The 26,172-nt window shown below is 61.1% G+C and carries 24 protein-coding genes and 2 pseudogenes; 8 read left to right on the forward strand and 18 right to left on the reverse strand.

Going from position 1 to position 26,172, the window contains the following annotated elements:
- The first annotated feature begins 65 nt into the window (after positions 1-65).
- Both E3T19_RS19625 and E3T19_RS07095 read left to right on the forward strand, forming a co-directional pair.
- The gene (locus E3T19_RS19625; protein WP_370294258.1) at positions 66-437 is read left to right on the forward strand and encodes a family 1 glycosylhydrolase; all 372 of its coding nucleotides are present in this window, start codon (positions 66-68) and stop codon (positions 435-437) included.
- Positions 438-1,107: 670 nt separating this feature from the next.
- Complete coding sequence (locus tag E3T19_RS07095; protein WP_134408441.1) at positions 1,108-1,410, forward strand: hypothetical protein; 303 nt, start codon at positions 1,108-1,110, stop codon at positions 1,408-1,410.
- 543 nt (positions 1,411-1,953) lie between these two features.
- Here E3T19_RS07095 and E3T19_RS07100 read toward each other — a convergent pair.
- Positions 1,954-2,046 (reverse strand): annotated as a pseudogene (locus tag E3T19_RS07100) (leucine zipper domain-containing protein); the annotation flags it as partial.
- 283 nt (positions 2,047-2,329) lie between these two features.
- Entirely contained in the window at positions 2,330-2,935 is a 606-nt protein-coding gene (locus tag E3T19_RS07105; RefSeq protein ID WP_198415068.1) for a CGNR zinc finger domain-containing protein, read from the reverse strand.
- Positions 2,936-3,055: 120 nt separating this feature from the next.
- On the opposite strand from E3T19_RS07105, the gene E3T19_RS07110 reads away from it, so the two are divergent.
- Complete coding sequence (locus E3T19_RS07110) at positions 3,056-3,607, forward strand: carboxymuconolactone decarboxylase family protein (protein ID WP_088456592.1); 552 nt, start codon at positions 3,056-3,058, stop codon at positions 3,605-3,607.
- A gap of 209 nt (positions 3,608-3,816) precedes the next feature.
- Positions 3,817-4,278: a nuclear transport factor 2 family protein gene (locus E3T19_RS07115; protein ID WP_134408442.1), complete on the forward strand. Its 462-nt coding sequence runs from the start codon at positions 3,817-3,819 to the stop codon at positions 4,276-4,278.
- 285 nt (positions 4,279-4,563) lie between these two features.
- Here the strand turns inward: E3T19_RS07115 and E3T19_RS07120 are convergent, their stop codons facing one another.
- A complete protein-coding gene (locus E3T19_RS07120; RefSeq protein ID WP_240632208.1) occupies positions 4,564-6,090 on the reverse strand; it encodes a hypothetical protein in 1,527 nt (508 codons plus the stop codon).
- A gap of 719 nt (positions 6,091-6,809) precedes the next feature.
- Between E3T19_RS07120 and E3T19_RS07125 the strand changes: the two genes are divergently transcribed.
- Positions 6,810-7,055, forward strand: coding sequence for a hypothetical protein (locus E3T19_RS07125; protein WP_134408443.1), 246 nt, complete (start codon positions 6,810-6,812; stop codon positions 7,053-7,055).
- A gap of 42 nt (positions 7,056-7,097) precedes the next feature.
- Here E3T19_RS07125 and E3T19_RS19630 read toward each other — a convergent pair whose 3' ends face one another.
- Entirely contained in the window at positions 7,098-7,343 is a 246-nt protein-coding gene (locus E3T19_RS19630) for an ANTAR domain-containing protein (protein ID WP_088456596.1), read from the reverse strand.
- Between E3T19_RS19630 and E3T19_RS07135 the strand changes: the two genes are divergently transcribed.
- Positions 7,286-7,924: an RNA polymerase sigma factor gene (locus E3T19_RS07135; protein WP_241980064.1), complete on the forward strand. Its 639-nt coding sequence runs from the start codon at positions 7,286-7,288 to the stop codon at positions 7,922-7,924. The genes E3T19_RS19630 and E3T19_RS07135 overlap by 58 nt on opposite strands.
- 1,036 nt (positions 7,925-8,960) lie before the next feature.
- Here the strand turns inward: E3T19_RS07135 and E3T19_RS07140 are convergent.
- The 6 genes from E3T19_RS07140 to E3T19_RS07165 all read right to left on the reverse strand — a co-directional run bounded on the left by E3T19_RS07140 (position 8,961) and on the right by E3T19_RS07165 (position 14,246).
- Entirely contained in the window at positions 8,961-9,674 is a 714-nt protein-coding gene (locus E3T19_RS07140; protein WP_134408445.1) for a GAF and ANTAR domain-containing protein, read from the reverse strand.
- A gap of 313 nt (positions 9,675-9,987) precedes the next feature.
- The gene (locus tag E3T19_RS07145; protein WP_088456599.1) at positions 9,988-10,338 is read right to left on the reverse strand and encodes an ATP-dependent DNA ligase; all 351 of its coding nucleotides are present in this window, start codon (positions 10,336-10,338) and stop codon (positions 9,988-9,990) included.
- A gap of 459 nt (positions 10,339-10,797) precedes the next feature.
- The gene (heR, locus tag E3T19_RS07150; protein WP_088456600.1) at positions 10,798-11,601 is read right to left on the reverse strand and encodes a heliorhodopsin HeR; all 804 of its coding nucleotides are present in this window, start codon (positions 11,599-11,601) and stop codon (positions 10,798-10,800) included.
- A gap of 331 nt (positions 11,602-11,932) precedes the next feature.
- The gene (locus E3T19_RS19635; protein ID WP_134408446.1) at positions 11,933-12,310 is read right to left on the reverse strand and encodes a zf-TFIIB domain-containing protein; all 378 of its coding nucleotides are present in this window, start codon (positions 12,308-12,310) and stop codon (positions 11,933-11,935) included.
- 573 nt (positions 12,311-12,883) lie between these two features.
- Complete coding sequence (locus tag E3T19_RS07160; protein WP_134408447.1) at positions 12,884-13,207, reverse strand: hypothetical protein; 324 nt, start codon at positions 13,205-13,207, stop codon at positions 12,884-12,886.
- Positions 13,200-14,246: a TerC family protein gene (locus tag E3T19_RS07165; protein ID WP_134408448.1), complete on the reverse strand. Its 1,047-nt coding sequence runs from the start codon at positions 14,244-14,246 to the stop codon at positions 13,200-13,202. Before E3T19_RS07165 ends, E3T19_RS07160 begins: the two co-directional genes overlap by 8 nt.
- A gap of 366 nt (positions 14,247-14,612) precedes the next feature.
- Between E3T19_RS07165 and E3T19_RS07170 the strand changes: the two genes are divergently transcribed.
- Positions 14,613-15,026 (forward strand): hypothetical protein, encoded by a 414-nt coding sequence (locus E3T19_RS07170; protein WP_134408449.1) that lies wholly within the window; start codon positions 14,613-14,615, stop codon positions 15,024-15,026.
- A gap of 137 nt (positions 15,027-15,163) precedes the next feature.
- Here the strand turns inward: E3T19_RS07170 and E3T19_RS07175 are convergent, their stop codons facing one another.
- From E3T19_RS07175 to E3T19_RS07205, 7 genes are all read right to left on the reverse strand, one after another.
- Entirely contained in the window at positions 15,164-15,442 is a 279-nt protein-coding gene (locus E3T19_RS07175; RefSeq protein WP_133160366.1) for a hypothetical protein, read from the reverse strand.
- Positions 15,443-16,331: 889 nt separating this feature from the next.
- Positions 16,332-16,505, reverse strand: a complete 174-nt coding sequence (locus tag E3T19_RS07180) for a DNA-binding protein (RefSeq protein ID WP_134408450.1) — start codon at positions 16,503-16,505, stop codon at positions 16,332-16,334.
- Between the two features lie 819 nt (positions 16,506-17,324).
- Positions 17,325-18,803, reverse strand: a complete 1,479-nt coding sequence (locus E3T19_RS07185) for a mannitol dehydrogenase family protein (protein WP_134408451.1) — start codon at positions 18,801-18,803, stop codon at positions 17,325-17,327.
- Positions 18,804-18,926: 123 nt separating this feature from the next.
- Positions 18,927-19,940: a LacI family DNA-binding transcriptional regulator gene (locus E3T19_RS07190; RefSeq protein WP_134408452.1), complete on the reverse strand. Its 1,014-nt coding sequence runs from the start codon at positions 19,938-19,940 to the stop codon at positions 18,927-18,929.
- Between the two features lie 115 nt (positions 19,941-20,055).
- Complete coding sequence (locus E3T19_RS07195; protein WP_166788820.1) at positions 20,056-21,321, reverse strand: extracellular solute-binding protein; 1,266 nt, start codon at positions 21,319-21,321, stop codon at positions 20,056-20,058.
- A gap of 190 nt (positions 21,322-21,511) precedes the next feature.
- Entirely contained in the window at positions 21,512-22,417 is a 906-nt protein-coding gene (locus E3T19_RS07200) for a carbohydrate ABC transporter permease (protein ID WP_134408454.1), read from the reverse strand.
- Positions 22,417-23,550, reverse strand: a complete 1,134-nt coding sequence (locus E3T19_RS07205) for a carbohydrate ABC transporter permease (RefSeq protein ID WP_134408455.1) — start codon at positions 23,548-23,550, stop codon at positions 22,417-22,419. The genes E3T19_RS07200 and E3T19_RS07205 overlap by 1 nt, the downstream gene beginning before the upstream one ends.
- A gap of 118 nt (positions 23,551-23,668) precedes the next feature.
- Between E3T19_RS07205 and E3T19_RS07210 the strand changes: the two genes are divergently transcribed.
- On the forward strand, positions 23,669-25,570 hold the full coding sequence (locus tag E3T19_RS07210; RefSeq protein ID WP_134408456.1) for a glycoside hydrolase family 2 protein: 1,902 nt from the start codon (positions 23,669-23,671) through the stop codon (positions 25,568-25,570).
- A 162-nt stretch (positions 25,571-25,732) separates the two neighbouring features.
- Here E3T19_RS07210 and E3T19_RS07215 read toward each other — a convergent pair.
- Positions 25,733-25,822, reverse strand: a pseudogene (locus E3T19_RS07215) (integrase core domain-containing protein); the annotation flags it as partial.
- Between the last annotated feature and the right edge of the window lie 350 nt (positions 25,823-26,172).

Consider the following 26,172-nt stretch of genomic DNA (forward strand, 5'->3'; position numbering starts at 1 on the left):
TCAACACGGGCGGGAAACGCAGAATCGGGCCAAGTAAGCCTAACCTAACGTTGTGCGGACCTGCTTTGCGCTCGCGAAACCACCGGGTCGAAGCGTACCGGATGTCGCTGTCATGGACGCGAGTTTTCCCAGACGGGACGCGGCGCAACCCTGCCGGGCTCGACTTCGACGACCGCCTCATCGACGCAACCCTTGCGCGCAACATTGAACCGTTCGTCACGATCAACCACAGGGAAGTGCCCCTCGCGCTAGCCGAACGTGGTGGTTGTCCCAATCGCTTTACGTACACGACCACCGGCACTTTTAACGGGCGAGTGGTCGGCAACGTGGGCCTATCCTCGCCGCAACCGGCGACCGTCCCCAGCGTCGCCGGCTCCCCCGGCAGCTCTGCCCGGTCTTTGGCGGCTCCCGTAATCAGCCCCGCAGTTCGCTGCTGAGAACGGGATTGCGGATTCGGTTGCTCAGACAGTGCTCTCCCAGTGCTTCTGGCTCGTCGCCGCGGCGGGCGTCTACGGAAACCCTTACAAGGCATGCAAGGAGCAGCCCATCTTCGCGTCTGGGCGTTCCGACGTCCCCGAAGCAACCGACCACGACCTGGCAGCGCCGACCCAATCGCCAGGGTGGGTCAAGCTTGACTACCGCCCTAGCGCCGAGAACCCCTCCAACGAAGCCTGGTACTACGGTTCAGCTCAATGCCCAGCCCCAGTTGCAGGGCTCAATTGTGATGAATACCCGTTCAGAGCTACAGTCCGAGGAGGGGCAACCGCCCTGACTCTCCCCAGTCTCAAGCTCATAAATGGAGCACAGAATCAACTACAGGGCAGCCGCTACGGTTCCTTTTTGTCGACGTGTCACGTTTCGTCCAAGCCAGTAGGAGAGCGGGGCTTCCTTGCGATTCCTCTCCCCCCCCGTCCGCAGTTGGAGTGCCTACTTTGACTTTGTGCAATGGGAGCTAACTCGTGACTGCCGCTGAGGTCGGGCAAGAGCTGCAGCGGTTCGCGCAACTCTGCAGCGACCGCGGCGCCGGCAACATCAGACGGATGCGCCCGGGCCTCACGTCCAACCAGCTCAGCGAGATCGAGAAGAAACACAACCTCCGGTTGCCTGATGAGACTCGACATTCGCAACGAAGGCGATGTTTTTCTGTATCCAGGATCACGCTGGTTAACGCTGAGCTTCAGCACTATCGCCAGGGTTATCGATATCACCGATCATTCCATCCCCAACGCCCTCGTGCTCATTTCCGACGCCACCGCATCGCCGGAAGAGTTCCCGATCGTGTCCGTTGCCAAGCAAATTTGGTGGTGGAACTTCGCGATCGAGAGCGGTGTCTGGGCGCTTGACGAAGACGGCCAGTGGGTTCATGACCACGCTCATTGGCCGACTGGCCCGGAGCGGCACCTAATGTAGCGGCCGTTGTAGCGACGGGCATAGACGGATTCCGTTCGCCGACGGGGAGCCACTGCGTGTAGTGCGGTGGCGTAAGCCTGTAGAGCGCCGGTGAACAGCAGGCTGCCACGGTTGTCGCGGAGCGAGGAGCACAGTCTCTGCGGCAATTTTGGCGCCGAGCACGTCGACGGCAAGAGCGTTGGCCCCTCCGTCGTCATCGCCGTCCGTCGGGGCGCAGTAGTGCCGCGTTGCAGATCAGGGCTGACGGGGCGCCGAGCTCATCGATGGCCTTCGACAGCGCCGCGCGCAAAGCTGGCGGGGATCACTGGCGTCAGCAGCGTAGTCGCGGGCGTCCACGTCGGCGCGACTGAGCTCAGTTGTCAGGGAGTCGACCCTGCTGTCGGCGCTGCGGGCGTGTAGGGCGATGTTGTGGCCGGCGGCGGCGAAGGTGCGGGCAAGGGCGAAGCCCATGCAGGGGGCCAGCTCCGAAGATGATTGCGGTTCCCTTGGTCATGGGTGGTTGCTTGCTATGGGCGCAGGTGCGCCCCCACCGCGTGCGCAGTTGCGGGGGCGTGACGACCGATTATGGAGCCCTGTTGTTCCTTCGGCGCGGTGCCGGTTGATCCATCGGTGGGCGCACTGCCGGTAGATGCCGAGTCTCCACCAGAACCAGAGGTTTTCCCTTCTTTCAACCCCGACTGTCACCAACCTCTCGGCTCAGTACAACTATTAGCGGCCCGTGGAAATTTGCGGGGGGCACTGGAGGTCGCGATCTATCCGTTGACGATTATTTGTCAGGTCCAGGCCAGAGCAGTGTCAACTGGGTCGGCACGCACTCACGCAAAGGATTGATGACGATGCAAACGTACAAGTTCATGGTCTATTTTCTGTGCTGTGCTGGCGCGACGAACAGTTCAGAGACTCGAGTCAGGTCAGGACACTACTGGTCGGCACGCACTTGCGCGCTACGTGCAGACCTCACGGATTGGTAGTGCCGGGCGGCGCGGGCGCGATTGCCGCAGGCAACCGAGCACCATTCCCGCCGCGGGTGCGTCTTCGTGAAGTAGAGCACGCACCCTGGGGCGTGACACGCCCGCAATAGGGCCGGATTCGCGCTGAGCAGCTGTTGGGCTTCTACGGCAACGCCGGCGATGCCGACGACGACTGGCGACCGCGCCGATTCGGCGGCGAGCACGAGGCGCGCGTCGAGCAGTCGCAGCCGGGCAATCGGTCGCTGGCTGGCAGCGGCGTTCACGTTTCGGGCCGCGTCCTCCACGCTGGCTACGGCGGATACGGCAGCCGGACGGCGGTCGCCCGTGACGTGGGCTGCCAGCTTGCGTACTGAGTCCCGAAACGTCCGTGCGCTCAGGAACTCCTCTTGCGTGGCCGCCACGCCCTGCACGTCAACGCCGACTGCATCCAGCCACGCGTCCAGGTCCGACGGGGCCGCGAAGTCATCGTGCTGACCCTCCGAGTCGGCCCATCTCGTCGCCATCAGCCGCACCGGGGCGGGTTCGTCAGCGAGTACCCAATTACGGTCTGACATGTCATTTCTCACCTCACCAGACTATCACGGAACAAGTAGCTTGCATCCGTTAGAACATTCATGGTAGAACTTGTCACGGATGAACACGTGTTCATGCATTAGAAACGAGGAGACAAAACTATGACCGCCACCACCGCCGCCACCATCGCCCCGATCCAGCCCGAGACGGCCACAGGCGTCGCCAAAGAGCTGCTCGATCAGGTCCAGAAGGGACTGGGCCTCGTGCCGAATATGACCAAGGTCATGGCCACCAGCCCCGCTTTGCTGAAGGGGTACCTCGCGCTCTCCGCCGCAGTGGGATCAGGCAGCCTTCCTGCCGCGGTGCGTGAGCGCCTCGCGATCTCGACCGCACAGCTGAACGGCTGCGAGTACTGCCTCTCCGCCCACACCTATATCGGTAGCAATATCGCCAAGGTGGATGCTGCCGAGCTCGACTCCGCACGCCGCGCCGAGTCGAGGGACCCGCATGTTGCCGCGCTGCTCAAACTCTCCAACACGATCGCAGAGTCTGCCGGTGATGTGGGCGACGAAGCGATCGGCGCAGCCCGCGCCGCTGGCGTGACCGACACGGAAATCGGTGAGGTCGTCGCGAACCTCGCGCTGAACATCCTCACCAATTACTTCAACACGCTCGCCAAGGTGGAGAACGACTGGCCCGTAGTCGGGCTGTAAATCTCCCTCGGTCCTCGAGGAGATGATGACGACGATCGAACGCACCAGCTCGCCGATGTGGGTTTCCACGCCGGCGAGCTGGCTGTGCGGCGCAAGCCGGGGTCGGGCAGGACCAGGCCCGGGCGGCGCAGCTGCGCGGGCCCGCCACCCAGACCGCCGTCAACTCTTATCCGCGCAACCCGCGCTAACTGACTTAAAGGACAGATGGAATGACCGAATCCCGACCCCCGTTCCCTCCCTTCGACTTACCGTCGGCGCTGCAGAAAGTTCAGGCAGCCGAAGACGGTTGGAACAGCCGCGAGCCCGAGAAGGTCGCTCTTGCCTACACGCCTGACTCGATCTGGCGAAACCGGGACGTGCACGTCGTCGGGCGCCCGGCCATCATTGAGTTCCTCACCGCAAAGTGGCAGCGTGAGCAGCACTACGCGCTTCGCAAAGGGCTGTGGGGCTTCCGCGGCAACCGCATCGCCGTGCGGTTCCAGTACGAGTGGCACGACGATCACGGCCAGTGGTGGCGCAGCTACGGCAACGAACTGTGGGAGTTCGAGCCCAACGGCCTGATGAGCCGCCGCGAGGCATCCATCAACGACCACCAGATCACCGAGACTGAGCGTCGCGTATTCGGGCCCCGCCCACAATCCGAACACGGCGTTGACTTTCCGCTCTGGTGACACCCATGAATCAGCGCATTGAGAGAGGGCAACGAGGGTTCTCACGCTCTGCCAGCCCGAGCGACAGCGTGTCTCATATTCGGGATGCCTCATAACCGATGGTTTGTGGAGGTTCCTGTCGGCGGCGGCGTCGAGTCTCCGACTGGCCTGCCGCCGCGTGATCCGCGCGGGACGAGTACGATTTGTCGCCTCGGACCGCGTCCGGCCGGGTGCGCCGGCGGCCGATATCGTGCGCCCCAGTGCCCTCCGTCGTCTGGCCGGCTCCGGAGCACGTGCCCGCAGATGTCAGCTGTGTGTCCCCACCACCGCGATCAGCTCGCGCGCCTGGGCAACGATGGCGTCACGCCACGCCTCGAACGTCGCATCCGTCGCGGCGAACTCGGTGTGGAAGTGCTGCATGTCGGGGGTGTGGATGTGCCCGGCCGGAATGCCGAGCCCCGCCCGATCGCGCAGCAGCGTGTTGCGGTAGGCCGACTCATTCGAGAGATAGGTGCCACCTCCGCCGCTGCGCGCGCAGGAGCCCTGGGGTGGGGGCGTCGGCTCGAGGGCAGGCGGGTATGTGTCCTCGCGCTGGGAAGTCTCCTTCTCTTCACCTGAGTCGCATCTGGGGAAATACCTGTAGTTCGTATTCCACAGCACGCCGAACGCAACCGACTCGTCTTCCCATGAATCGCCCGGCGGACGGGGAACATTCGAACCCGTGCGTGCCGCGATCATCTGCTCGATCGGTAGCGTCGACGCGGTCCACTGTGGTGGATCCGTCAATGTGTCGCCGCCACCCCAACGCTCCAGCACCTGGGTGTTGCAGCCAGGATTGTCCTTTGCCAGCTGCGCGGCGCCGGTCAAACCGGCAGGCGGACAGGGCGCAAAGTTGTCGTTGCCGGCAACGTCGCCGTGGTAACGGCCGTTCCATTGCTCCAGCGCGAACCGCGACCCGGCCGCCTGGCTCATGGTGATTGACGCATCCAACCGATCGTCGCCGGGCTCCATGAGTGGACCTACGGTGTCGTCCAGATATCCGCGCTCGAACTCGGGGTAGTTCACTGGCAGCGTGTACGCCTCGTAGCGCACCGTGGTGCCATCGGGAGCCGTCGTCGTCGTACCGTCAATCGCCAGTACGGTCGCCCCGGACGGATTACCGTAGCGAATCTGATTGCCGGCTGTTCCCGCCGCGCTGCCCGTGGCGCCACCGTCGAGAGTGAAGGGATCGAATCCGCTTACCAGCACCCGCGCCACCTGGTCGCCCGACGGCAGATCGACGTCGCGCATGCCGCGGGCCGCCCGGTCGAAGGCATCGACCAGCAACGCACGCTCTTTGGTGGAGAGGGTGAAGTCCGGGCCCCACTGATGCAGCACGGTCATGGCCTCCAGCCGCGTCCAGTACAGCGGTCGGTCGTCGCTCGCCGGCAGGTCACCGGTGACGCCTTCCGTCGATTGAGCTCGGGCGACAGCGTCCTGCCACAGCAGGGTACCCAGTCCCTCGACGACGGTCTTCGCATCGGCAAGGGACCCCTGTCCGCAGACGTCTTTGGCGAAAGCAGCGGTGAACTCACCGAATCCGGCGCCCTCGACCATCATGCGTGCGAACGTACGATCGGCGGGCCGCGACGGATCGGCCTCGTCCGGCATAAACGCCGTGAGGCGCTCCTCTTCGACTGTGACGGGCAGCGAGGCGTTGGTGCAGCCCTCGGGTGCGAACCCGGCGACGATAGTGCTGAGCTCGTCGGATGCCGACTTGAGGGCGGTCGTTGACCGCTGCTCCGGGGTGGCCACCGCTGGCGAGCATCCGACCAGCAGTACGGAACCGAGCATCAGCGCCAGCCCGGCAGCGACAGGTACCGTCTGACGCGAGCGTGCACCTGGTTGACCTTGCTGAGAGCGGCCGGATAGAGGGCGCATGCAGGATTTCCTTCCGCGCGTCCGCGGGGCGGCATAGCGCTTGGTCAAAGAGTGAACTCGAATCATTACATGCCTTTCGTTCACCTACGACGCTACGAACCAAGCCGCACCTGCACATCAGACTCCAGTCTCGAAAAAGAGCGACGAGGCAGTACCAGAGTCCACACCCGCGTAGTACTCGTGTGCCGCCCGCCGCAGTCTTTTCGGTTACGCAGTACCCGCTACTGATCGACCCCTCACCGAAAACGCTCGTAGGCGGCGCGTCAGATCGGAACGCAACTGTTGACATGTTTCGCGACCCGGAGCGCGTGGTGACGCAGCGTGGATCGCGCGCCATGGACAGCGCCTGGGCCCAGCTATCGCGCATGGTCAAATTGCGCTTGATGCGCTGAGACCTCGTCGCGGTGAGTCTCGGACCAGAACTTGAGCTGCCAGACCGTTTCGTGAAGTGACAGTCCGAGGCTGGTGAGGATATGACCGGAGTATTCGGCCGAGAGGGCTGGATCACGGCCGCCCATGCGCGTGCGACCTCTGCTACCGGCGACTGACGCATCTTTGTCGAATGCTAGTCAGGAGCACCCCTGACAACGCATGCTTGAGTGAATTGATCCACGACATGGAGGGAAATTGCGATGTCCGGCACTGACTTGGGCGACAACGACCAGACCCGCAAGGACACCAGTTACAGCCCGGCGAGCGAAACTGAAACGCAAGCCAAACAGACCGACGCCGCACCGTCAACGCTCGACCCCGAGATTGCCGACAAAGTGAATGTGGCGCCGGGAACAGGCGGTCCCGATGATGTTGGGGACGTCGAGGTAAATGAGGAGGACATCAATCTGCCGCCGTTTGGAGAGACGGTGGAACCTCCGGATTGACCCCTAACTCTTTCCTGAGCAAGGGGTGGTCGCTGATCGGACCTAGCTGATCATCGCTTGTTCGTTGTCGCTGACGTGGTGTGTCACGCACTTCGTTGCCATGTCTCGAAGGCTCATGTGCGCGCTGGCCGCGGCCGCTCGCAGGATCAGGAAGGCCTGATCCATGGGTACGCCGTGACGTTGGGCGAGAACGCCCTTGGCGGGCCGCGTTGTGTTTGTATACTCAACGAGTGAATTCAGCTGATCGAGACAATGAGCCCGAACCGGTGGGTCCTTCCGCGCAGTCATCGAGCAGCTCGATACTGCTGGCAGACGTCGGCCGGTCGCTCCTCGAAGACGAGCCGGATAGCGTCCTGGTTGACGTCGCGACGAGCGGGAATTTGGTCGCTTTTGAGGTCTTGGTGCGTCGCTATCGGAATCTGATGTGTGGTTACGCCGTCAGGATCCTGAAGTCGTCTGCCGATGCTGACGATATCGTGCAGGAGGCCCTCATTACTGCTTGGGAAAAGCTACCAACCTTAAGCGATGGCGCGCACGTGAAGGCCTGGTTAATGCGTGTGGTGCGCAATAAATGCCTCGACCGGATGCGTAGGAGCGCCCCGGTGGCTGCCGAGTATGACGATGACACAACAGAAATCCTCGATACCGAGCCTTTCAAAGTCGTCGAAACGCTGCTTCAGAATGAGGCATTGGCCCTAGCCCTTGCCAATCTGCCGACCAACCAGCGCCGCGCATGGCTGATGCGCGAGTTCTCCGACTGCAGTTACGCCCTCATTGCGGATGAACTCGAAATTCCGGTATCGACTGTCCGTGGTCTCCTCGCGCGTTCACGCAGAAGCTTGGCAGGGGCGTTGGCCGACTGGCGCTGACTGTGTTTTCATCAACTCGAAAGGGAGCCTCCTCGGCTAGCTCATCATCAGCGGTACGGAAATTGAATCTGACGCGCGCTCCGTTGACTTGTAGGTCGATACTGGCGGCAAGCTGCGCCGGGTGAGAGTTCGGTGTCTCTGGGTCTTCGTGCCGCGCCAGTATCGCAAATCCGTGTCGACGACGCCCGACGAGATCCTAAGATTCGAACTGATCGACGCAGCCGGATTTCGACTTTGATTCACGACGTCACGGCGTGGCTCCTCGCCTCCAGGACGCCGGCTCGAAATATTGACATTGGCCCGTCCGGGGTGTCAGCTATGTGAAAGCGCGAGTTGAGCAGGGGGCCCACTCGCGTGTGGGGGTGCTCATGAATCTACGCAACCGCTTCAACTTACGCTGCGGTGCCCGATGAGCACCGCCGCTACGCCCCGTCGAATTTTCGACCTGGTCGACTCGCTACTCTCTGGGACGTGGCCTGTACTGGAACGCGACGCAATTGCGCTACTCGAGAGGCATTGCTGCAACGTTTTGCTCGCTCACCGGCACACTGAACGTACGGTTCGGGTTGCGCGTTGGCACTGCACCGAACTAGACATCTGGGGCGCCTGGACGACCTGTCCCCCGCACGGGATCGGGCTCAGTGTCTATCTGTCGGACACTACCGCCACCGGCCCCACCATCTCGCTCGGGTACGGCGCCCTGACCAACGAGTTCACCACTCATCTGGGAGCGCCAGAGATCATTGACCGCAACCCCTACAGCCCCCGAACATCGTGGACTCGCCACAATCTTGCCGTCAGCATCGACTCTTACACCCGAGAACACGAATGCCCCTTGATCAAACTGACTATCCAGCCGCTGACCACAGTCATCCAACACCACGTCACCCCAACCGACCAAACCGCCTGAAATCTGGGGTCCTGTCCGGCGCCTCGTTACCCACCCGCTGGCTGAACTACCGGAAAGTTGAAGGCAAGCAGCCCTGGACTTCTAATCCAGGCGAGGGCGTTGAAGCGGACGTCTCAATCGTTCCACCTAAAACGAGAGCCCGTGATGCACGACACCATCAGCGATGTCGTGCAGCTTTGAACTACTTGTGCGCGCGTAGGTGCGGAGCAAGGAGAAGGCGGCATCAATGGGCACCCCGTGGCGCTGCGCCAAAACACCCTTGGCTTGCTCGATGACTATCCTGCTCTTCAGCGCTTGCTGTAATTGACCGTTCACCGTGCCTTGATTGCGGATGGTTTGATGCTGAACGAGGCTGATCGTTGCCACTTGAGCCAAGGCCAGCGCCAAGGCTGCGTCCTGGTCGCTGAACGGTTCGCGGGTGGAACTAAAGAGGTTAAGGCTCCCGAAAGTGTGACCGCGCAGGCGCAATGGGAAGGCATGCACGGCATCGAATCCTCGCGAGAGGGCAATCGCAACAAACTGAGGCCACCGCCCGGATTCTTCGGAGAGATTAGGAATCTCTACAGGTTCCCCGGAAGCGAAGCAGTCCAGACACGGGCCTTGATCGTGACCAAGCTGGGCCTCTTCGACCTCGCTCGTACGCTCGTTGGAAGACGCCACAATGTGAAGAACTCCACCGCTGTCGGCCAGAAGAATTCCGGCGTCTGTCGCCGCGGTAAATTCGGTGCTGGCCTGGACAAGGATGTCCATGGTGTCGACGACGTCGCGGCCCGCACTTAGTGAGTCGGCGAGGAGCACAAAGACGTCTGCAAGATCAACTTCGCGTTGTGAGGAGACCATGCACACAGAGAATAGAGCGCGATCACGACGGCCGTAAAGGGCTTGCGCTCAACTGTCAAAGGCCCTATACGGATTATCGAACTGTGCTCTTGGCCCACACTGGCTCATAGACCTCAGCGGTCCCGTTCGTCAGCCCAGCCATCCAGGACTGGACAGCTCTCGGACAGTGCTAATCGAAATACAGTCCCAATGGAACGCTCTGGACACCAAAGCAAAATAGACGAAGGCAGTCCTTCGAGATTGCACAATGATCGGAATGGCTATCGACGACATTGCGGATTTTGTCCCGTCGAACCAAATGTGCTGACCGAACTCAGCCGCTCATGGGCACTGTTGCCCTGTCCTGGGCGGGTCGATTCGCGACGAGTGGGCGCGGTTCTGGGATGACCGTCATTCCTTCGGGCGTGTTCGCGGACTTGACTAACACTTCGACCCACTCCAAATCGAGGAAAGGCCATCGGCCGTCTGCGAACTTGAAGAAGAGTGGGGCGCCGGGGAATATCCAGATCGAGCCCCGCCCTCCGTCACCGTCCGTCTCATCTTTCCAGGAGAGATGAAAGCTTTCTTTTAGGTGGAGCTTGACCCCGATGGCGACCTGAAGATGAGCGAGTGTCCAGTCGTTGAAATAGATTGTGAGGCCCGAGTCGTACGTCAAGGTTCCCATGAGCTTTCCTCTCATGAAGTAATTATGGCCAGACCATAACCCCACTGCGTAGCCTCAGGGAGGGGGTTGCGCGCTCCCGCGACACTGTGTGTTCCATGCATTGCGGCGACGTCACGAGCGCTCTGGTACAGGAGCGGATCCGCACCTGCGACAATGCATGCGACGAGCTAATTGCGGTGAGCGAGAATTGCGCCGACGCGTGTCTGGCGGTGCCTGGTGACGGAAAAGTCACAGCATGTTTCCTCGCCGATCTCTACTGCGTGGAAATCGCAGCGGTGACAATCAGAGTGCTGTCATGGACGACAAGCACGACTGCACAGCAGCGATCTCAGTCCTGGGCGCGTGCGTAGAAGCGTGCACATCATCAGTAGTGCTCTCCGAATTCCGACGGCCCAAGGCTGCTCCCCCCACCAGGGCGCCGATGCTAGTGATTGTGTCGATTCGCTGAGCCGGACCGGCCTAGCTGGCGATCGCCGGGATGATGGCGCCGGAGAACACCTGCCAGGCCAGCGCCGTTTTCGCGACCAGGCTCAGGGTGATGTAGGTGCGTTCGCCCTGCAGGTAGCTCTTCCACTTGCCCACCTGCTTGTATTGCAGCCACTGGTTGATGGCGAAGGTGTTGAAAAACACGAACAGGGAGATGACGATACCGACCACGAACCCGGGGGCCGCAACGTCACTGGCACTGCCCGGACGAAGGAAGTAGATCAACACCAGGATCCAGGGCACGATGCCCACCATTGACCCGAGGATGAACGGCAGCAGCCGCCCCGTACCCGGCTGCTCGTACTTCTCTTGCAGCGCGCCGAACATGATCATGGCGGCGTTGACGGCGAACACCGCGACCAGCGCGCCGATGTCGGTGACGCCGTTGATTTGTAGGATCAGCCAGATCATGATCGACGAGCTCAACGAATACTCCACCCAGCGGAAGTAGTTGTGGTTGTTCAGCAGTCCCTGCTTATAGCGTGCAAAGAACCCGGGGCTGGAAATGAGGAAGTGGAAGAAGGCGCTGAGCGCGAGGAACGCGACGACGCCGATGCCGATGTTCACCTCGAAGAGTGTCACCCGTTCCGGCGGGATCGGCACACCGGGAGGGCCGGCCAGGTAGTCGGCGGTCACGGCGAACAGAACCTGCGAGCTCAGCATGGTGAGAACCACCGTGAAGCCGATGGCCTGGATCAGATGCAGGCTTCCGGCGACAACGTTATAGATGCGCAGCCGATCGATCTGCTCGTCAGGCGTGTTGACCCTTTTGGCCATGGGACGACTCCTTCGTTCGTGGGCGCCAGGGCCCCTGAGGACATCTTGGCACCGCCGTATCCGTTATTGGTTCGACGAGTGAGGAGCGGGCTGAGGCCGCCAGTTCTCCTGTACCCGCGTTCTAGGGTTAGCGACGATCAATACTCTTGCTTCCCCGCATATCCTTCAAAAACTCCACTCGACTTGGCCTTAAGCCGAGTGCCGGATTCATGTGCCTGCCCGTTGAGCCGGTCCCCCGCTCTCAAGCCAGGTTCGCTGTCCGGAGTTTGCGTGGCGCGGGGACAGTATCGAGGATTGTTGAGGTCAGGTCGGCGTTGCGGTCGGATAATGCTCAGGTGCATTCCCACAGAGATGAGCAGAGTTCCAGCGGATCGTTGCGGCGGGTCAGCCGTGCTTCCGGTAACGTCTTCCGGTCGGTGGGTGGCGGGGTGTCCTTGAACAGGTCCGCTAGCCAGTTCTCGCCCCGGGATGCAGTCTCTTTGGATTGGCTGACAGGCGGGGTGTCCATATTCTCGCTCGCGGAGCTTGTCGCTCGCAGCGGGGGTAGTGACGGTGGCCGGCCTGGACGACTGCGAGCGCCGGCGAGGGCAATGACTTTGTCCAGTTCCCCGCGATCCAACCACACCCCCCGGCAGATCGGGCAGACGTCGATCTCAACGCCGGCTCGGCGAGCGACTGCCAGCATGGCTCCGTCGTGAGGGCAGTTCATGTGTGCTCCTTTTCTGTGGCTGAACAATACGGCGGCTGGCGAAGCGGGCGAATACCCCAAACATCACCAAAGGATCAGGGGTTTCGAAGAGAACAAAGGGGTGAGCGGGAACCACGCGACGCACAGTACCCCCCCATTCGCTGACCCTTCCGGCGGGAGCCGGGAGCCGAAGTGTGGCGCGCGTGGCGCTAAAGGCCTCGACGTATACCTGCGATAGCGTCACCTCCACACCCGCCGTGCCTGCATCCCGAATTACCTCGGCGAGCATCGCCCGACGTCGGCGTTCACTCGATGCTGAGAGGACGGCCGGATCGATGCTGAATCCACCCCGTTCTGGCTGCGCGTGCACCCCGACGTGCGCGGTCCGTTCGGCCAGCACTCGTACGCCGGCAAACAGTCCCACCCAGCGGTCCCTGTCGCGGGGAAGAACGATGTGCACACACAGGTCATCGTGGCGGGTGAGCTTGAGGAGGTCTTCAGGCCACAGCTCCCCATCTAAGACCAGGCGGCCGACCGGCGCTTCGTACGCAGGGCCGCGGAGCTGGCAGTCGCGGGGAAAGTGCGTCATCGTGATCAGCTCGATTCCGGGCAGGGCCGGTCGTGCAGCTGCACCCGGGCGCCCTTGTCATCGACCGGATGCCACACCCCGGTCGCCTCAGTGGTGCAATCGATGACCGCCCGGACAGTGACCGGAATATCTCCTGAATTGCGCAGACTGCCGCATCCCGGCACCGGACCCCCGCAGGTGTCGTCAACGCCGACGGTCCACGCGACGACCAGAATGCCGGCTACCGCGAGCAGGGGCAACGCAAGCACCGCCGGCGTTACACCTCGACGGCCTCTCCGCACTGTCTGCGGTTGAGAGTCCAGATCCACCGAGGGGTCCAGGTCACTCATCGAAGCGATCCTTTCCGCCCCCGGCGGGCACTCGGCCACGGCGGCCGAAGACCGGCTCAACCGCAGCAAGTTCCTCGTCGGTGGCGATCCGGAACGCCCCAGCGGCCTCGGCCTGCACTTCGCGTCGGCCTTGACCGCGGGTGGCGCGGAGGCTGGCCACGATGGACACCGTGATGATGGTCACGACTACGGCCAGGCTGATCGTGGTCGGGATGTAGAAGACATCCAGCAGCAGCATCTTGATGCCCACCCAGATCAAGACGAAAGCGAGTCCGATCTTGAGGTAAATGAACCGATGGATCAGGTCCGCGAGCAAAAAATACATCGCCCGAAGCCCCAGGATGGCGAACGCGTTCGCGCTGAAGACCAGGAACGGTTCGCTAGTGACGGCGAAGATAGCCGGGATCGAGTCGACGGCGAAGATGATGTCCGTGATTTCCACCAGCACCAGCACGGCCAGCAGCGGGGTCGCCACCACGATTCCTGCCTTGCGGATCAGGAACTTTTGCCCGTGGTAAGCGTCGGTCATCGGCACGAACCGGCGAAACACCGTGAGAATGCGGGATTTCTCGGGGTGGACGTGGTCGTTGCGAGAGCGGAACATCCGCCACCCGGTGTAGATCAGGAACGCGGCGAATACGTACAGGATCCAGGAGAAGTTCTCGATCAGCGCGGCGCCGGCGACGATGAAGATCCCGCGGAAAATCAGGGCGCCCAGGACGCCGAGGAACAACACTCGGTGCTGGTACTCGCGCGGAACCGCGAAAGCGGCGAAGATAATCGCCCAGATAAAAACGTTATCTACCGCGAGGGATTTCTCGATCAGGTAGCCAGCGAAGTACTGCTGCCCGAATTCTGCCCCCCACAGCGTCCACACGAGCACGCCGAACGCGACACCGAGAGACACCCACACGATCGACCACACGGCGGCTTCCCGCACACCGATCACGTGAGCTTTGCGGTGGGCGACCAAGTCGACCGCAAGCATCAGCAGGATCACACCCAGGACAGCGAACCACGCCCACAGAGGGACAGTCATGACAAAGACCTCCACGAAATTATCGTGAAGGTCTCATCGGCCTTGCGGCCCTGCGCACCGGAACCCACGGAGGGAACGTATTGACGATGCGGAGCGAGGATTACTCCCCTTCTATGGATATTCAACACGAGAGGCTTGCTTCACGTCAACTGGGCCAGCCGAGGATTCCCTGAGCGAAGGATAGAAACTGCTTGTTTGACTCGCGCCGGGTATCTGGCTCGACTAGGCTCACCTCGCGGTTCAGCGGGCTGCAACACAAGAACGGTGGTTGCGGAGAAAGCTTCGGGACTCGACCTGAATTCGCGGTTGAGGCGCTACCCATGGGTGTCGCGGGCACTGAACGCGGAGGCCGTTTATGGCACCGTTTTGACCGCTGGCCTAATTTCTGCGTTCTCCCTCTACAACCCGGGACTACCCGTCCTGATCGCCCGCACTGTCGGCACCGTGTTGGTTTTTTGGGGCGCACACGTGTACGCCGAGATTGTCGGCAATCGGGAAACGAGCTGGCGGGAAGCGGTGCGTGAGGCTCTGCAACGCTCCGCCGGATTACTGTGGGCCCTCATCGTCCCGGTGGTCTGCCTAGCCTCAGCCGCAGCGCTTGGGCTTTCGATGGATGCCGGCGTCGACGTCTCGCTGTGGGGTGCCGTGATCACCCTGGCCGTGTTGGGATGGTGGGCAGCCCGACAACGTCGCGCCACCCTCGTGGCAAAGCTCGCCACCGCCGCCGCCACCGCCGGCATGGGTGTCGCATTGATCGCCCTCAAAGCGCTCGTACACTGACCGATCCCTTGCCGCCAGACTGGGCCGGGCTAACTAGTGCTCTTCGCAGCCTGCGGCCCAGGTCGTAACCTGCGTCGATGGGGCCGTCACAGAGAGTTACCTCGTGAAGTGTGGCCCGACGCCCAGCGGGCTCAACCTCAGTCGATTACGCGCCATTCGCGCACGGACTCCTCGACGGTCTTGGTTTCGAGGTCGCGGCGCACGGTCTCCAAAAGAAAGTGGGGGTCGCCGAGGTCGGCGGCAGTGCGAAGAACCTCAGCTCCGCTCGCGCGCCGGCGGATGACAAGGTCAGCGTCGACCTCGACGTAACCCCATGCTGCACGGACCAGCGCCAACGCACGACGGAACAGACGTCGAGTGCGTGTACCCGATGGCTCCTCAAGCTCGGCGACCAGGTGGTTTGACGCGCGATCCATTCCCTCATCTTGAGGCATATCAAAGCGCCTCGGTTGGTGTGCCTCCTGGTTGAGGTTGTGAGACGCTCCACAAATCAGTCGGACGCCAATAGGCTGAATGGCCTACTTCCCAGAGCCGCCAGAAGTCTGGAACGTCTGCCGAGCGGCCCGAGGTCCCCAACGCGTAACGAATTTCAGCCAGCCACGCTACTTCGTTGTCGTCAATCTCTAAATGAAAACCAACTTCGCACGGGGCGTGCACTGGTATTCCTGTCGGATCGATCCGCTGCTGACGGCACCCTGTCAATCGACGCCTGCCACCGTGGCTGGTAGAGGATCGCCTAACAAACTTTCGTCCGCAGCCGGCGTCTCGTATCCAACCTTCGCCACAACGGTCAAGGGGGAGATATCGGCGCACATCGGCGTTACCGTGAACCTCATGCTCCGCAGCGAATTAATTCACGCTCTGATTCAAGAGCGGATACGTACCTGCGAAGAAGCATGTGACGAACTGGTCTGTGTGAGCGAGATGTGCGCAGAGCCGCCGGAGTATTGGGCCCCTCGAGCGCCACCAGTTATTGCGGTTGAGCGCCGCTTAATATCGCGTTTCAGCGCCAATGGGTAGCGCCGGTGAGCGCCAGCGGTTCAGCTCGAGCTCACCGGCGTGGGTCACGCCGCGTCGTAAGAGTCGGAGGGACGGGGAACGTTGCGGGTGGAGTCTGCGAGCTTTCGTAATCGCGACTAGCTCGTCTGCGAGCTCGGTCTGTCGGCTTTCTTCGTTGACTGCCACGGCTTTTCCTGGCCTGTCGGTCATCATTCGTGAGATTCGGCTGCGCCTAAGCACGGCGGAAGGTTCGCACCGCGTCGCCACTGAGGAGCTGCTCAGGCTCAACCGCGACTCTGAGAAAACTCAGGCTCCTCGAGTCGCTCCCGCGTCGTAGCGAACGTGCCGGCCGACCTTGAGGTAGGGCGGGCCCGTGTGGGTCGGTCGCCAGTCCTTCAGCGTTCGCTCGGGCAACCTGAATAGCTCGGCGACCTCGAGCTGGGTCAGGAACGTCGCGGTGATCTGCGTTGTCGCGTCCATACCCAGAAGGTGCGCGCACGAAGCCGTGGGCAGCCCGTTTGGTTCAGGTCGGGTCCGTATGAGCCGGTGCAGCACGTCACCACAGCAACCGGGGGGGGGGTATTGGACCGCTTCCGGTCACAGAGGCCGTTTAGGCCTAGTTGGGAGGAGGGACGATGGGCTGTTTCGCCGCGGAAACCTGCGCCTGCTACTGCTGGGGTACCTGGACTCGAACCAAGAACAAATGATAGCTATCTCGACTGGGCCACTCCCCCGCAATTGGGGCGCACTTCCGCGGATTTCCGCCGATTTCATGGGTCTAGTGTACGCCCTGGCACGGACAAGTACGGGCCGATTCTGGTCAGGCTAAGGGGTGCTTGGTGCGTTTCTGGTCACACCATCGAGTGGGTTTGGCGTGCCGGAGAACGCTCCCCCATCGGTACTGAACCTACCCCGGGCGTGAAGTTTCGACGATGCGATGGCCACCGCCACCGCTGCAGCCCTCCCCCGTGCTGCTGTCGTCAATCTCCCACGATGACGCCGACACTGAGGATTACGTCAACAATTCTCTGGCGTATTCGCATTTTCCGCGAATTGGCCGCCCCGGCCCGAACGCGGTTGATGGAGTCTACTTTTCGAAGAGACTGACAGCACGGCCCGATTCCATGTGCGGAAGCGAACCGGAGTGGGAATGTAAGCGCCGTCAGGCTACTCACGGCGATCGACGTCAGATCGCTCCCTGACGAGCACTTCACGAGGCAAACAGTTCCGTCGTTGCGACCTATAGCCGGCTCGGCTGACCGACCACAAGTCAACTATACCGAGGCAGGGCTTGGACGCTTAGTGGCGCGCGGAGAGCTGCCGAACAGTAACGAGAGCACCATGCTGGTGCAGACTCGCAAGAGCGGTTAGATATGGGTCGGTAAATTGTTTGTGCTCGGCCAGGTCGCCGAAGAGCGACCGATTTTGAATGAATGCTAGGGGGTCGTCGTACTGTGTCACTGCAAGACTTATGAGTTGCTCGCGGAGGGCGTCCACAACCAAGATCGGTGCGCCGGCTTCGTCGATGCCTTCGGCGTATCGTGCCCAGCTGGCGACGATCGCAGCGGAGCATTCGACCGATCCGCCCGATTCCAGCTGTGCGCGGATCACGGGAATCAGCCATTTCGGGATTCTGTCCGAGGACTCTGCGCAGAGTCTTGCGAGAGTGTCACGAATTTCTGGGTTCAGGAACCGCTCAATCAGAGTGTTTTTGTACTCAGTCAAGTCGATGCCGGGCACCGGCGCTAGAGTCGGGCTTGCTTCTTCGTCCATGTATCGGCGCAGGAATTGGGCGACGGCGGGGTCGCCGACTGCTTCATGTGCGTAACGGTAGCCCGCCAAGTAGCCGAAGTAGCACAAGCCTTGATGGCTGGCGTTGAGAAGCCGAAGCTTCATGAGTTCGTAGGGTTCAACGTTCTCGACGAACTGGACGCCTGCGTGTTCGAGTGCCGGCCGTCCGGAGGCGAAGTTGTCCTCGATAACCCACTGGAAGAAAGGCTCGCAGACCACCGGCCACTGGTCGTATAGTCCGGTGGCTTGAGCGGCTTGATCGATATCGTCCTTGGTGGTGACTGGGGTGATTCTGTCGACCATGGAATTGGGGAAGGTGACGTTCTCCGTAATCCATTTGGCCAGAACTGGATCCTTGAGTTCGGCGAAAGCGGTGAACATTCGTGCGGCCATGTCGCCGTTGCCTTGGATATTGTCGCAGGAGAGCACGGTGAAGGGCGTGATGCCGCGGTCGCGGCGGCGGCGTAGCGCCTCGGTGACGAACCCGAAGACGGTGGAGGGTGTGGAGTCGTCGACGAGGTCGGCCACTACTGCTGGATTGTTGCTGTCGAATTCGCCGGTGAGACGGTCGAAGTTGTATCCGCCTTCGGTGATGGTGAGGGAAATGATGTGGACGTCCGGGTCGGCCATTTTCTCGATGACCACTTCCGGGTCGTCGGGCGCGAAGAGGTAGTCGACGATGCTGCCCACGATAGAGGCCTGCCGAACGCCGTCTGGGTGCTTGATTGTGAGGGTGTAGAGACTGTCCTGTTCCTTGAAGACGCGACTGATGCGTCGGTCGGACTCCAGTAGTCCTATGCCGCAGATAGCCCAGTCGGTAGCCAGGCCTCTGTTGAAGAGCGAATCTAAGGTCATTGCCATGTGAGCTCGATGGAACCCCCCCACACCAACGTGGACGATGCCCACTCGGAGGGCGGATCGGTCATATGTGGGGCGTGGGACGGAGTGTGGAAGGTTGCGGAGAGCGAATTCATTTAGGTCAATCATCGGTGTGTCCTTTCGCGATGGTAAGGGTCGTGCAGGCGTCGGTATGTACTCAACGCCGGAGGTCCGGGTGGAACGGCGAGGGTCCGCGCTTGTGCGCGCTTTGGATGGTGGTGCTGTCGCGTGTTACAGCGTCGCTAATTGGCGGGAGCTTCCTCGAACCACTAGCGAGTAGTCGCATTGACCGTTTGGGATTTCACTTGTGCCGGCGATGAGGCCGAGGAGGCCGTCGACGGCCACACGTGCAAGCTGTCGTTTGTCGGGAGAGATTGTGGAGAGTGTGGGTGTGGAGAATAGGGTTTCGTCGTTGTCGTCCCAGCCCACGACGGAGACTTTTTCGGGGACGGCGACTCCTTCGTCGAGGAGGCCCTTGAGTACGCCAACTCCGAGAAGGTCGTTGAAGCAGAATACGGCGTCGAAGGGAAGCGTGTCGGCAACTAACTGTCGAGCTATCGCGTAGCCTTCTGCTCGCGTCCACTGCGTGGTCTGAATCACCAGCCGAGGATCGACCGTTACGTCTGCCTCTTGCATCGCTATTTCGTAGCCGCGCATTCGGGCGGGTCCTGGGCCGACGGTGAACTCTGAGGGAGCGCCGACAACTGCGATCCGACGCCGTCCCTGTGCGAGAAGGTGCGATGTAGCTTGGGTAGCTGCGGCGACGTTGTCCACCGACACGTGGAGATATTCGCTCGAACCGATGCGTTCGCCTAACAGCACTACAGGAAAGTCCAAGTCATGGGCCATGAGCTGTTCCGGCGTGATTGCGAGGGGGCTAAAGATAAGTCCGTCGATAAGATTCGATCTGTAGCCATCCAGAACGAGGAATTCCCGCTCTGGGTTGCCTCCTGTTTGATCGATTAGGACGGTAACGCCGCGTTTCTCAGCGACCTGTTGGACGTAGTTGGCGAGGTCGGCAAAGTAGGGCACTGCGATTTCGGGCAGAGCGAGCGCGAGAATTCCACTGCGCCCCTGTCGTAGCTTTTGAGCGTTGATATTCGGGCGGTATTTGAGGGTGGTGATGGCTTCTTGAACGCGCCGTCTGGTCGCGGGCTTGACGTGCACGTAGTCGTTGACGACGTTAGATACGGTTCTCTGTGATACCCCAGCAAGATCGGCGACGTCCTTCATGTTCACGCTCATGTGGAGTGCTTCCTTTCGGGGAGTGAGATAAGGCCACTGTTCGCGCCCGCCAATGACGAGAGATGATGCCGATGCGGGCCGAACGTTTTCGGCCCGCACACGGCCTTAGGTGATTCTATTTTCCGCCCAGTACGGAGTCGATACTGGAGCTGCCGTCCTTGAGCGCTTTGTCGACGTCTTCGCCTTGGAACCAGACCGATTCGACACTGCCGATCAGTGCCTTGGACACGGCGGGCCAGCTGGCAATGTGGGGCACGGGGTGGGCTACCGTCAGGCCGGTGTCGGCGTAAGAAGCTCGCTGTGGTGCTGCTTTGTAAGCATCACTGTTCAGAACTGATTCGCGTGCGGAGATGTGACCAGTACCAAGTGCCCAGTCCGCATCGTGCTCGTAGAGAAAGCTGATGAACTCCAGCGCGGCACGGTATTTGACAGGGTCGGCGTCCTTTTGGACGGGAATGGTCCAGGTGTGCGAGTCGGCCCACACGCCGGGTTCTTCGTACAAGGTCGGGAAATTGGTTGCTTCATAGGTGAACGGCGCGGTGCCGTTGTACTGATCGACGACCCAGGTGCCGTTGAACAGCATGGCGGCGTCGCCTTTCAGGAAGGATTCCTGCGCAGCGTCGTAGGTCTTGTTCTCTTCGGCGTATCCGGCGGAGAAAACCTCGTTCATGAAACCGAGGGATTCGATGGCTTCGGGGGTGTCGATGTTCGCTTGGGTTCCGTCTTCGTTGAGAACGCCGGAGCCCTGCTGGTCGAGGAGGCTTTCGAAGACGTGGACGCCCAGCGCGTCTCCAGATGTTGCAACGGCGAAGTATTTCTTCCCCGTCTTGTCTTCGAGCGTCTTCGCGTCGGCGAGGAACTCCTCGGTGGAGGTGGGGAGTTTCGGGGTGCCGTCGGCGTTGACGAGGCCGGCAGCGGTAAAGAGGTCGACGTTCAGATGCGCCAAGGCCGCGTGCACGTCAAACGGGACCGCGTAGTTCGTGCCGTCGTAGCTGATGGCCGTTTTTGCGGCCGGGACGGCGTCAGCGAGGTCGATATCGGCGACGTCGACGAGGTCGTCGATGGGCAGCAGGAGGCCGCGGTTGGCATAGTCGACCAAGCTCGAACCGTGCATGATGGCGACGTCCGGTGGGTTGCCGCCGGCGAAGGCAGAGTTCAGGGTGTCGTAGTACGAGTCCCATGCGGCGCCGCCGAGACGATCAACGGTGATTCCCCACTCGTTCTCAGCGTTGAACTTGTTCGTCAGCGTTTGGATGGTGGCGCATTCGCCCACGGCTGCGCTGAGATCCGTGCTGGTACCGATGTCGTCGGAGCAGTCCCCGAAGAATCTGGCCATCTCAATCGTTGCTCCTTTCAGCTGTGCGTCGGTGACGTCTGCCACGGACTTAGCGTCGCCTGCGGATCCGGCACCGGATCCGCCGCCGCTGCAGCCGGCGACGAGTAGTGCTGTGGCGACCAGCGGGACTGTTATGGCGATCAGACGCCTATTCGGTGTGCGCATTGTTTCTCCTTTGAATGGTGATGCGATGTGCAGGGTTAGGTGAGGGAAGTGGGGTGGGAAAACGGTGCTGCTACTTTTCGCCGCTGCCGAGAGAGATGCCGCGGATGAGCTGTCGTTGAAAGAGCAGAAATACGACGATGAGGGGCAGGCTGCCGACAAGTCCCCGAGCCATCAGATCGCCAAGGTTGGTGGTGGCGGCGAAGTTGGACTGCAGTGACGCCAACCCAGTGGTGACGGTGAACCATTCGGACTGGGTAGAGGACACGAGCGGCCAGAGGTAGTCGTTCCACGTCAGCACGAAGGTGAAAATAGCCAGGGACGCCATGGCGGGACGGGCCAAGGGCAGCATGATCTCGAAGAACACTCTCCACCTGCCGGCGCCGTCGATGCGGGCGGCTTCTTCGACTTCGACAGGCACTTTGCTAAAGAACTGGGTCATGAGAAAAACCCCGATAGGTGCGGCTAGGCGAGGCAGGATGAGCGCCGGATACGAGTTCTGCAAATCTGCTTCGGAGAACATCAGAAATAGTGGGACGAACATTGCCTCTTTGGGGACCATCAGCCCGGCGAGAACGGCTATGAAAATTGCCTGGCGGCCGGGAAACTGAATCTTCGCGAATGCATAGCCGGCCAGAGCGCAGAAAAGGACGGTGACGATGGTGGTGACAATGGTGACCACGAAGCTGTTGACGAACCAGCGCCCGAGCTGTCCCGTGCTAAATACCTGCAAAAAGTTGTCCAGTGTCAACTCAGCAGGGAACAGGTTGGAGGAGGACTGCTGGAGAACATCGTTCGGGGTCAACGCCATAGAGATCATCCACAGGATCGGCAAGAACCAGGTGAAGGCGGCGATGATCAAAAGGGCGTGATAGCGGATAGACCCGGATGTTTTCGTGCGACGCCGGCTTCCAGAACCGGGGTTGCGCGAGGCAGTACCGGGTAGTGGTGCGACGGTGGAAGGCAACACGGTGGCCATCAGGCGTCCTTTGCTGAGATGCGGAACTGGATCGCGGACACTGCCGCCATCACGACGAAGAGGAACACTGAGACAGTTGCCGCGTAGCCGAGTTCGTAGTTCTTGAATCCGGCTTCGTAGATGTGCTGAATGACAACCTCTGTCGCGGTGCCTGGCCCGCCCTTGGTCATGATGTATACCTGCCCAAAGATCTGGAAAGAGGCGATGAGTTGGGTAATTGTCACGAGGACAATTACATGATTGAGTCCCGGCACGGTGATGTGGTGGAACCGCTGCCAAGCGGTGGCGCCGTCGAGGGACGCTGCCTCGTAGAGTGCGGGCTCGATGTCTTGCAGCCCAGCGAGAAACAACACCAAGTTGAAGCCGACGCTCCACCACACGGTGGTGGCGATGATGGCGGGCATGGCCAGGTTGGGATCGGAGAGAAAGGCGATTCCGTCCAGGCCGAACCAGCCAAGAAAACCTGCGATGAGTCCGCGATCGGGGTTGAGTAGATAGCTCCAGATCAACGTGACAGCGGAGATAGGAAGAACATAAGGCAGGAAGAATATTGCGCGGTAGATACCGCCGCCTCGGCGTTGGTTGTGCAGGACGACGGCCATCAAGAGCCCCAGCCCGATAAGGAGAGGGGTGGAGATTATGGTGAACGCCAACGTGTTCTTCAGAGCGATCCAGAACCCCGGGTCGTTCCAGGCCCCGTCGGGCGACGGATGAAAGCCCAAAAGGCTTACCAGGATTAGACCGCCAGCCGCCACGGCTGCTCCACTAAAACGCGCGTTACGGCGCATTGCGAGAAAGTAACCGGAGCCGCCCGCAATTAGAAGCACGATAAGCCGGGACACCCATTCGTGGCCGGCGGACCAAATGATGTCACGTCCCCACAGCATGCGGGTGTAGTTGTCCAGGCCGATGTAGATCCGATTCGGGCTGAGCAAGTCCCAGTTGAAGCCGCTCATAAAGAACGCTTGAACTACGGGGTAGAGCAGGAACAGAGCGTAGACGAGCATGAACGGGGCGATGAAGGAGAGCCCGTCGCGAAGGCTGCCCTTGGAATTTCGGCTGCGCCTCGATGGTCGGAGCCCGGGTGTGCTCGACTGCCGCTCCTGAGGGAGCGGGAATGTTGCGGTCGTCATTGACTCTCTTTTCCACGTAGCAAAGTGAAGATGTGCAACAGTCTGGATCTTAAGTCAGCCATTGTCAAGACGGTTTTGCTACGTTGCAAAAGGGCGGTGTTTGGTGCACCATGTGCGTATGACAAACTTCGCCGCCTCGTTCTCACCTTCTCCACTGCATGCTGATAACGAATACCCTCGACCGCAGTTGGTGCGCAATAGCTGGCGTGAACTGGACGGCTCTTGGGGATTCGCCCACGACGACGGACGTGAGGGCATACTCGCGCACTGGGAAGCGTCCGCGCTTCCATTTGACCGTTCGATCCGCATCCCGTTTCCGCCGGAGTCACAAGCGTCCGGCATCGGAGACAACGGATTTCACCCGGTGGTGTGGTATCGCCGGGAGGTGACCGAGGCAGATGTGCGGCTTGCCGGATACGACATCCAGGGTGATCAGATGTTGTTGCATTTCGGTGCGGTCGACTATCGAGCCGACGTCTGGTTAGACGGCGCGTACCTCGGTAGCCACGAGGGTGGCCACACTCCGTTCAGTTTCGACATTAGTGTTCATGTCGCCCGCGCGACGGGAAGTATGACTCTGGTGGTCCGAGCGGAGGACGACCCGAAAGATCTCGCTCAGCCCCGCGGGAAGCAGGACTGGGAACTGGAGCCGCACGGCATCTGGTATAAGCGCACGACGGGCATCTGGCAGCCGGTCTGGCTGGAGGCGGTGCCGAAGACTCGCGTGTCATACCTAGCCTGGTCAGCAGACGTACCCAGCGGATCCGTCACCCTGTCGCTGGAACTGAATGAGCGACCCGCTGAACCTGTCACTGTGGCAGTGGCGCTACACATGGACGGCGTCAGTTTGGCCAATGTCACCTTCAGCCAGCAGGACCCGAGGGCGACTTTCGTGATCATGCTCCCCCATCAGACCAACGGGCAAGCCTACGAGAAGCTTCTTTGGTCTCCAGAAAACCCCCGGTTGGTCACGGCATCTATCACCGTTGCCGCCCCTGATGAGCGTCCCGACATCGTGAGCTCCTACTTCGGCATCCGGTCTGTTGGATGGAGCGATGGGCACTTCATGCTTAACGATCGTCCCTATTACGTCCGCGCCGTTCTTGAGCAAGGCTACTGGCCCGATTCTCATCTAGCGGCGCCCTCCCCCGACGCGCTGCGTGCGGAGGTGCAACTCATCAAAGACCTCGGCTTCAACGCCGCGCGCATCCACGAGAAAGTGGAGGATCCACGCTTCCTGTACTGGGCAGACAAGCTGGGCCTGATGATCTGGGGTGAAAGCGCGAGCGCTTTCGAATTCTCCCCCACCGCCATCGAGCGAAGCAGCCGGGAATGGATTGAATCCATTCGTCGCGATGTTTCACACCCGTCGATCGTCGTGTGGGTTCCCCTCAACGAAAGCTGGGGAGTGCAGCACATCTCGCACAAGCCGGAACAATTGGCTTATGCTCGCTCCCTGTACCACCTGACCAAAGCACTCGATCCGACGAGGCTTGTCATTTCCAACGACGGCTGGGAACACGCCGATTCCGACATCTGGACGGTGCACGACTACGGGGTCACCCACGACGAAGTCGCCGCCAACTACACCGACCGAGGTGTCGTCGCCGAGATGCTCAACGGAACGGGTCCACTCGGCCGCACGATCCGTCTCCTCGACGAACCGGACGCGGGACAGCCTGTCATAGTTTCTGAGTTCGGCGGAGTGAGCTTCGTCACAGACTACGAGGGTCTGGCTTGGGGGTATACCACTGCATCATCAGCAGACGAGTTCGCCAGCCTCGTCAGCGAGTTGTTCGCTGCACTACAAGAGAGCCCGGTTCTCGCCGGTTTCTGCTACACCCAACTCACAGACACGCTACAAGAGACAAATGGCCTCACCGACGCTAACCGTGTGCCTAAACTTCCACTCGAGGCAATCAGAGGAATCGTGACGGGGCGCGGCGTGGATGTCGCGGGGCACCGCCGCCCGAAAACTCCTGTAGAGGAACCACAAGGCGTCGCAGAACTGCTCTCATAATCCCGCGGGTTCAGATGTTGAATCGCCAAGCGGATATTTTCGTTGCTCTTGGTGCGTTCTGATAACGGTGTTCGTTCTCGATGATTGTGGGTCGCCCGGGCGCCCTGCGGTCTGCAGGGCGCCCGGATGATCGACTAGTTGTACGGCCAGGCAGGTTAGGGCTAACCGGGCGATCGGTGGTTTCCCTCCGATGGCGGTGTGGGGCCTGTGGTGATTGTATTCGTGACGCCATCCGGGTAGTGCTGCGCGGCGGGCCTCACTAGCGATTCTCGTGGGCGTCGAAACGTGGACGGAGAAGCGCGCGCTGCGCAGTCACAGCCTTGACCGGCGTACACCGATAAGCGTCATGGATATAGTCCGCAACAGATCAGTCACGCCCTCGGGGTTGAATATTCCGGCCAGTCTGAGCTGCAGGTCTCCCACGAGTTGATTTATCAAAGCCTCTACGTTCGCGTCTGCACCAGCACTTGCGACGGGACCGGTCAGCCCGGAAACCGGGGTGCCCCTATGTTCTTGTCAAGCGGCGAGCTGGTGGTCGGCTTGATAGAGGGTGCCGTCGCGGAGCATGGCATAGAGGACGTCGCAGCGTCTGCGGGCGAGGG

This window comes from Cryobacterium sp. TMT4-31, from assembly GCF_004403385.1.
GTDB classification, from domain to species: domain Bacteria; phylum Actinomycetota; class Actinomycetes; order Actinomycetales; family Microbacteriaceae; genus Cryobacterium; species Cryobacterium zongtaii.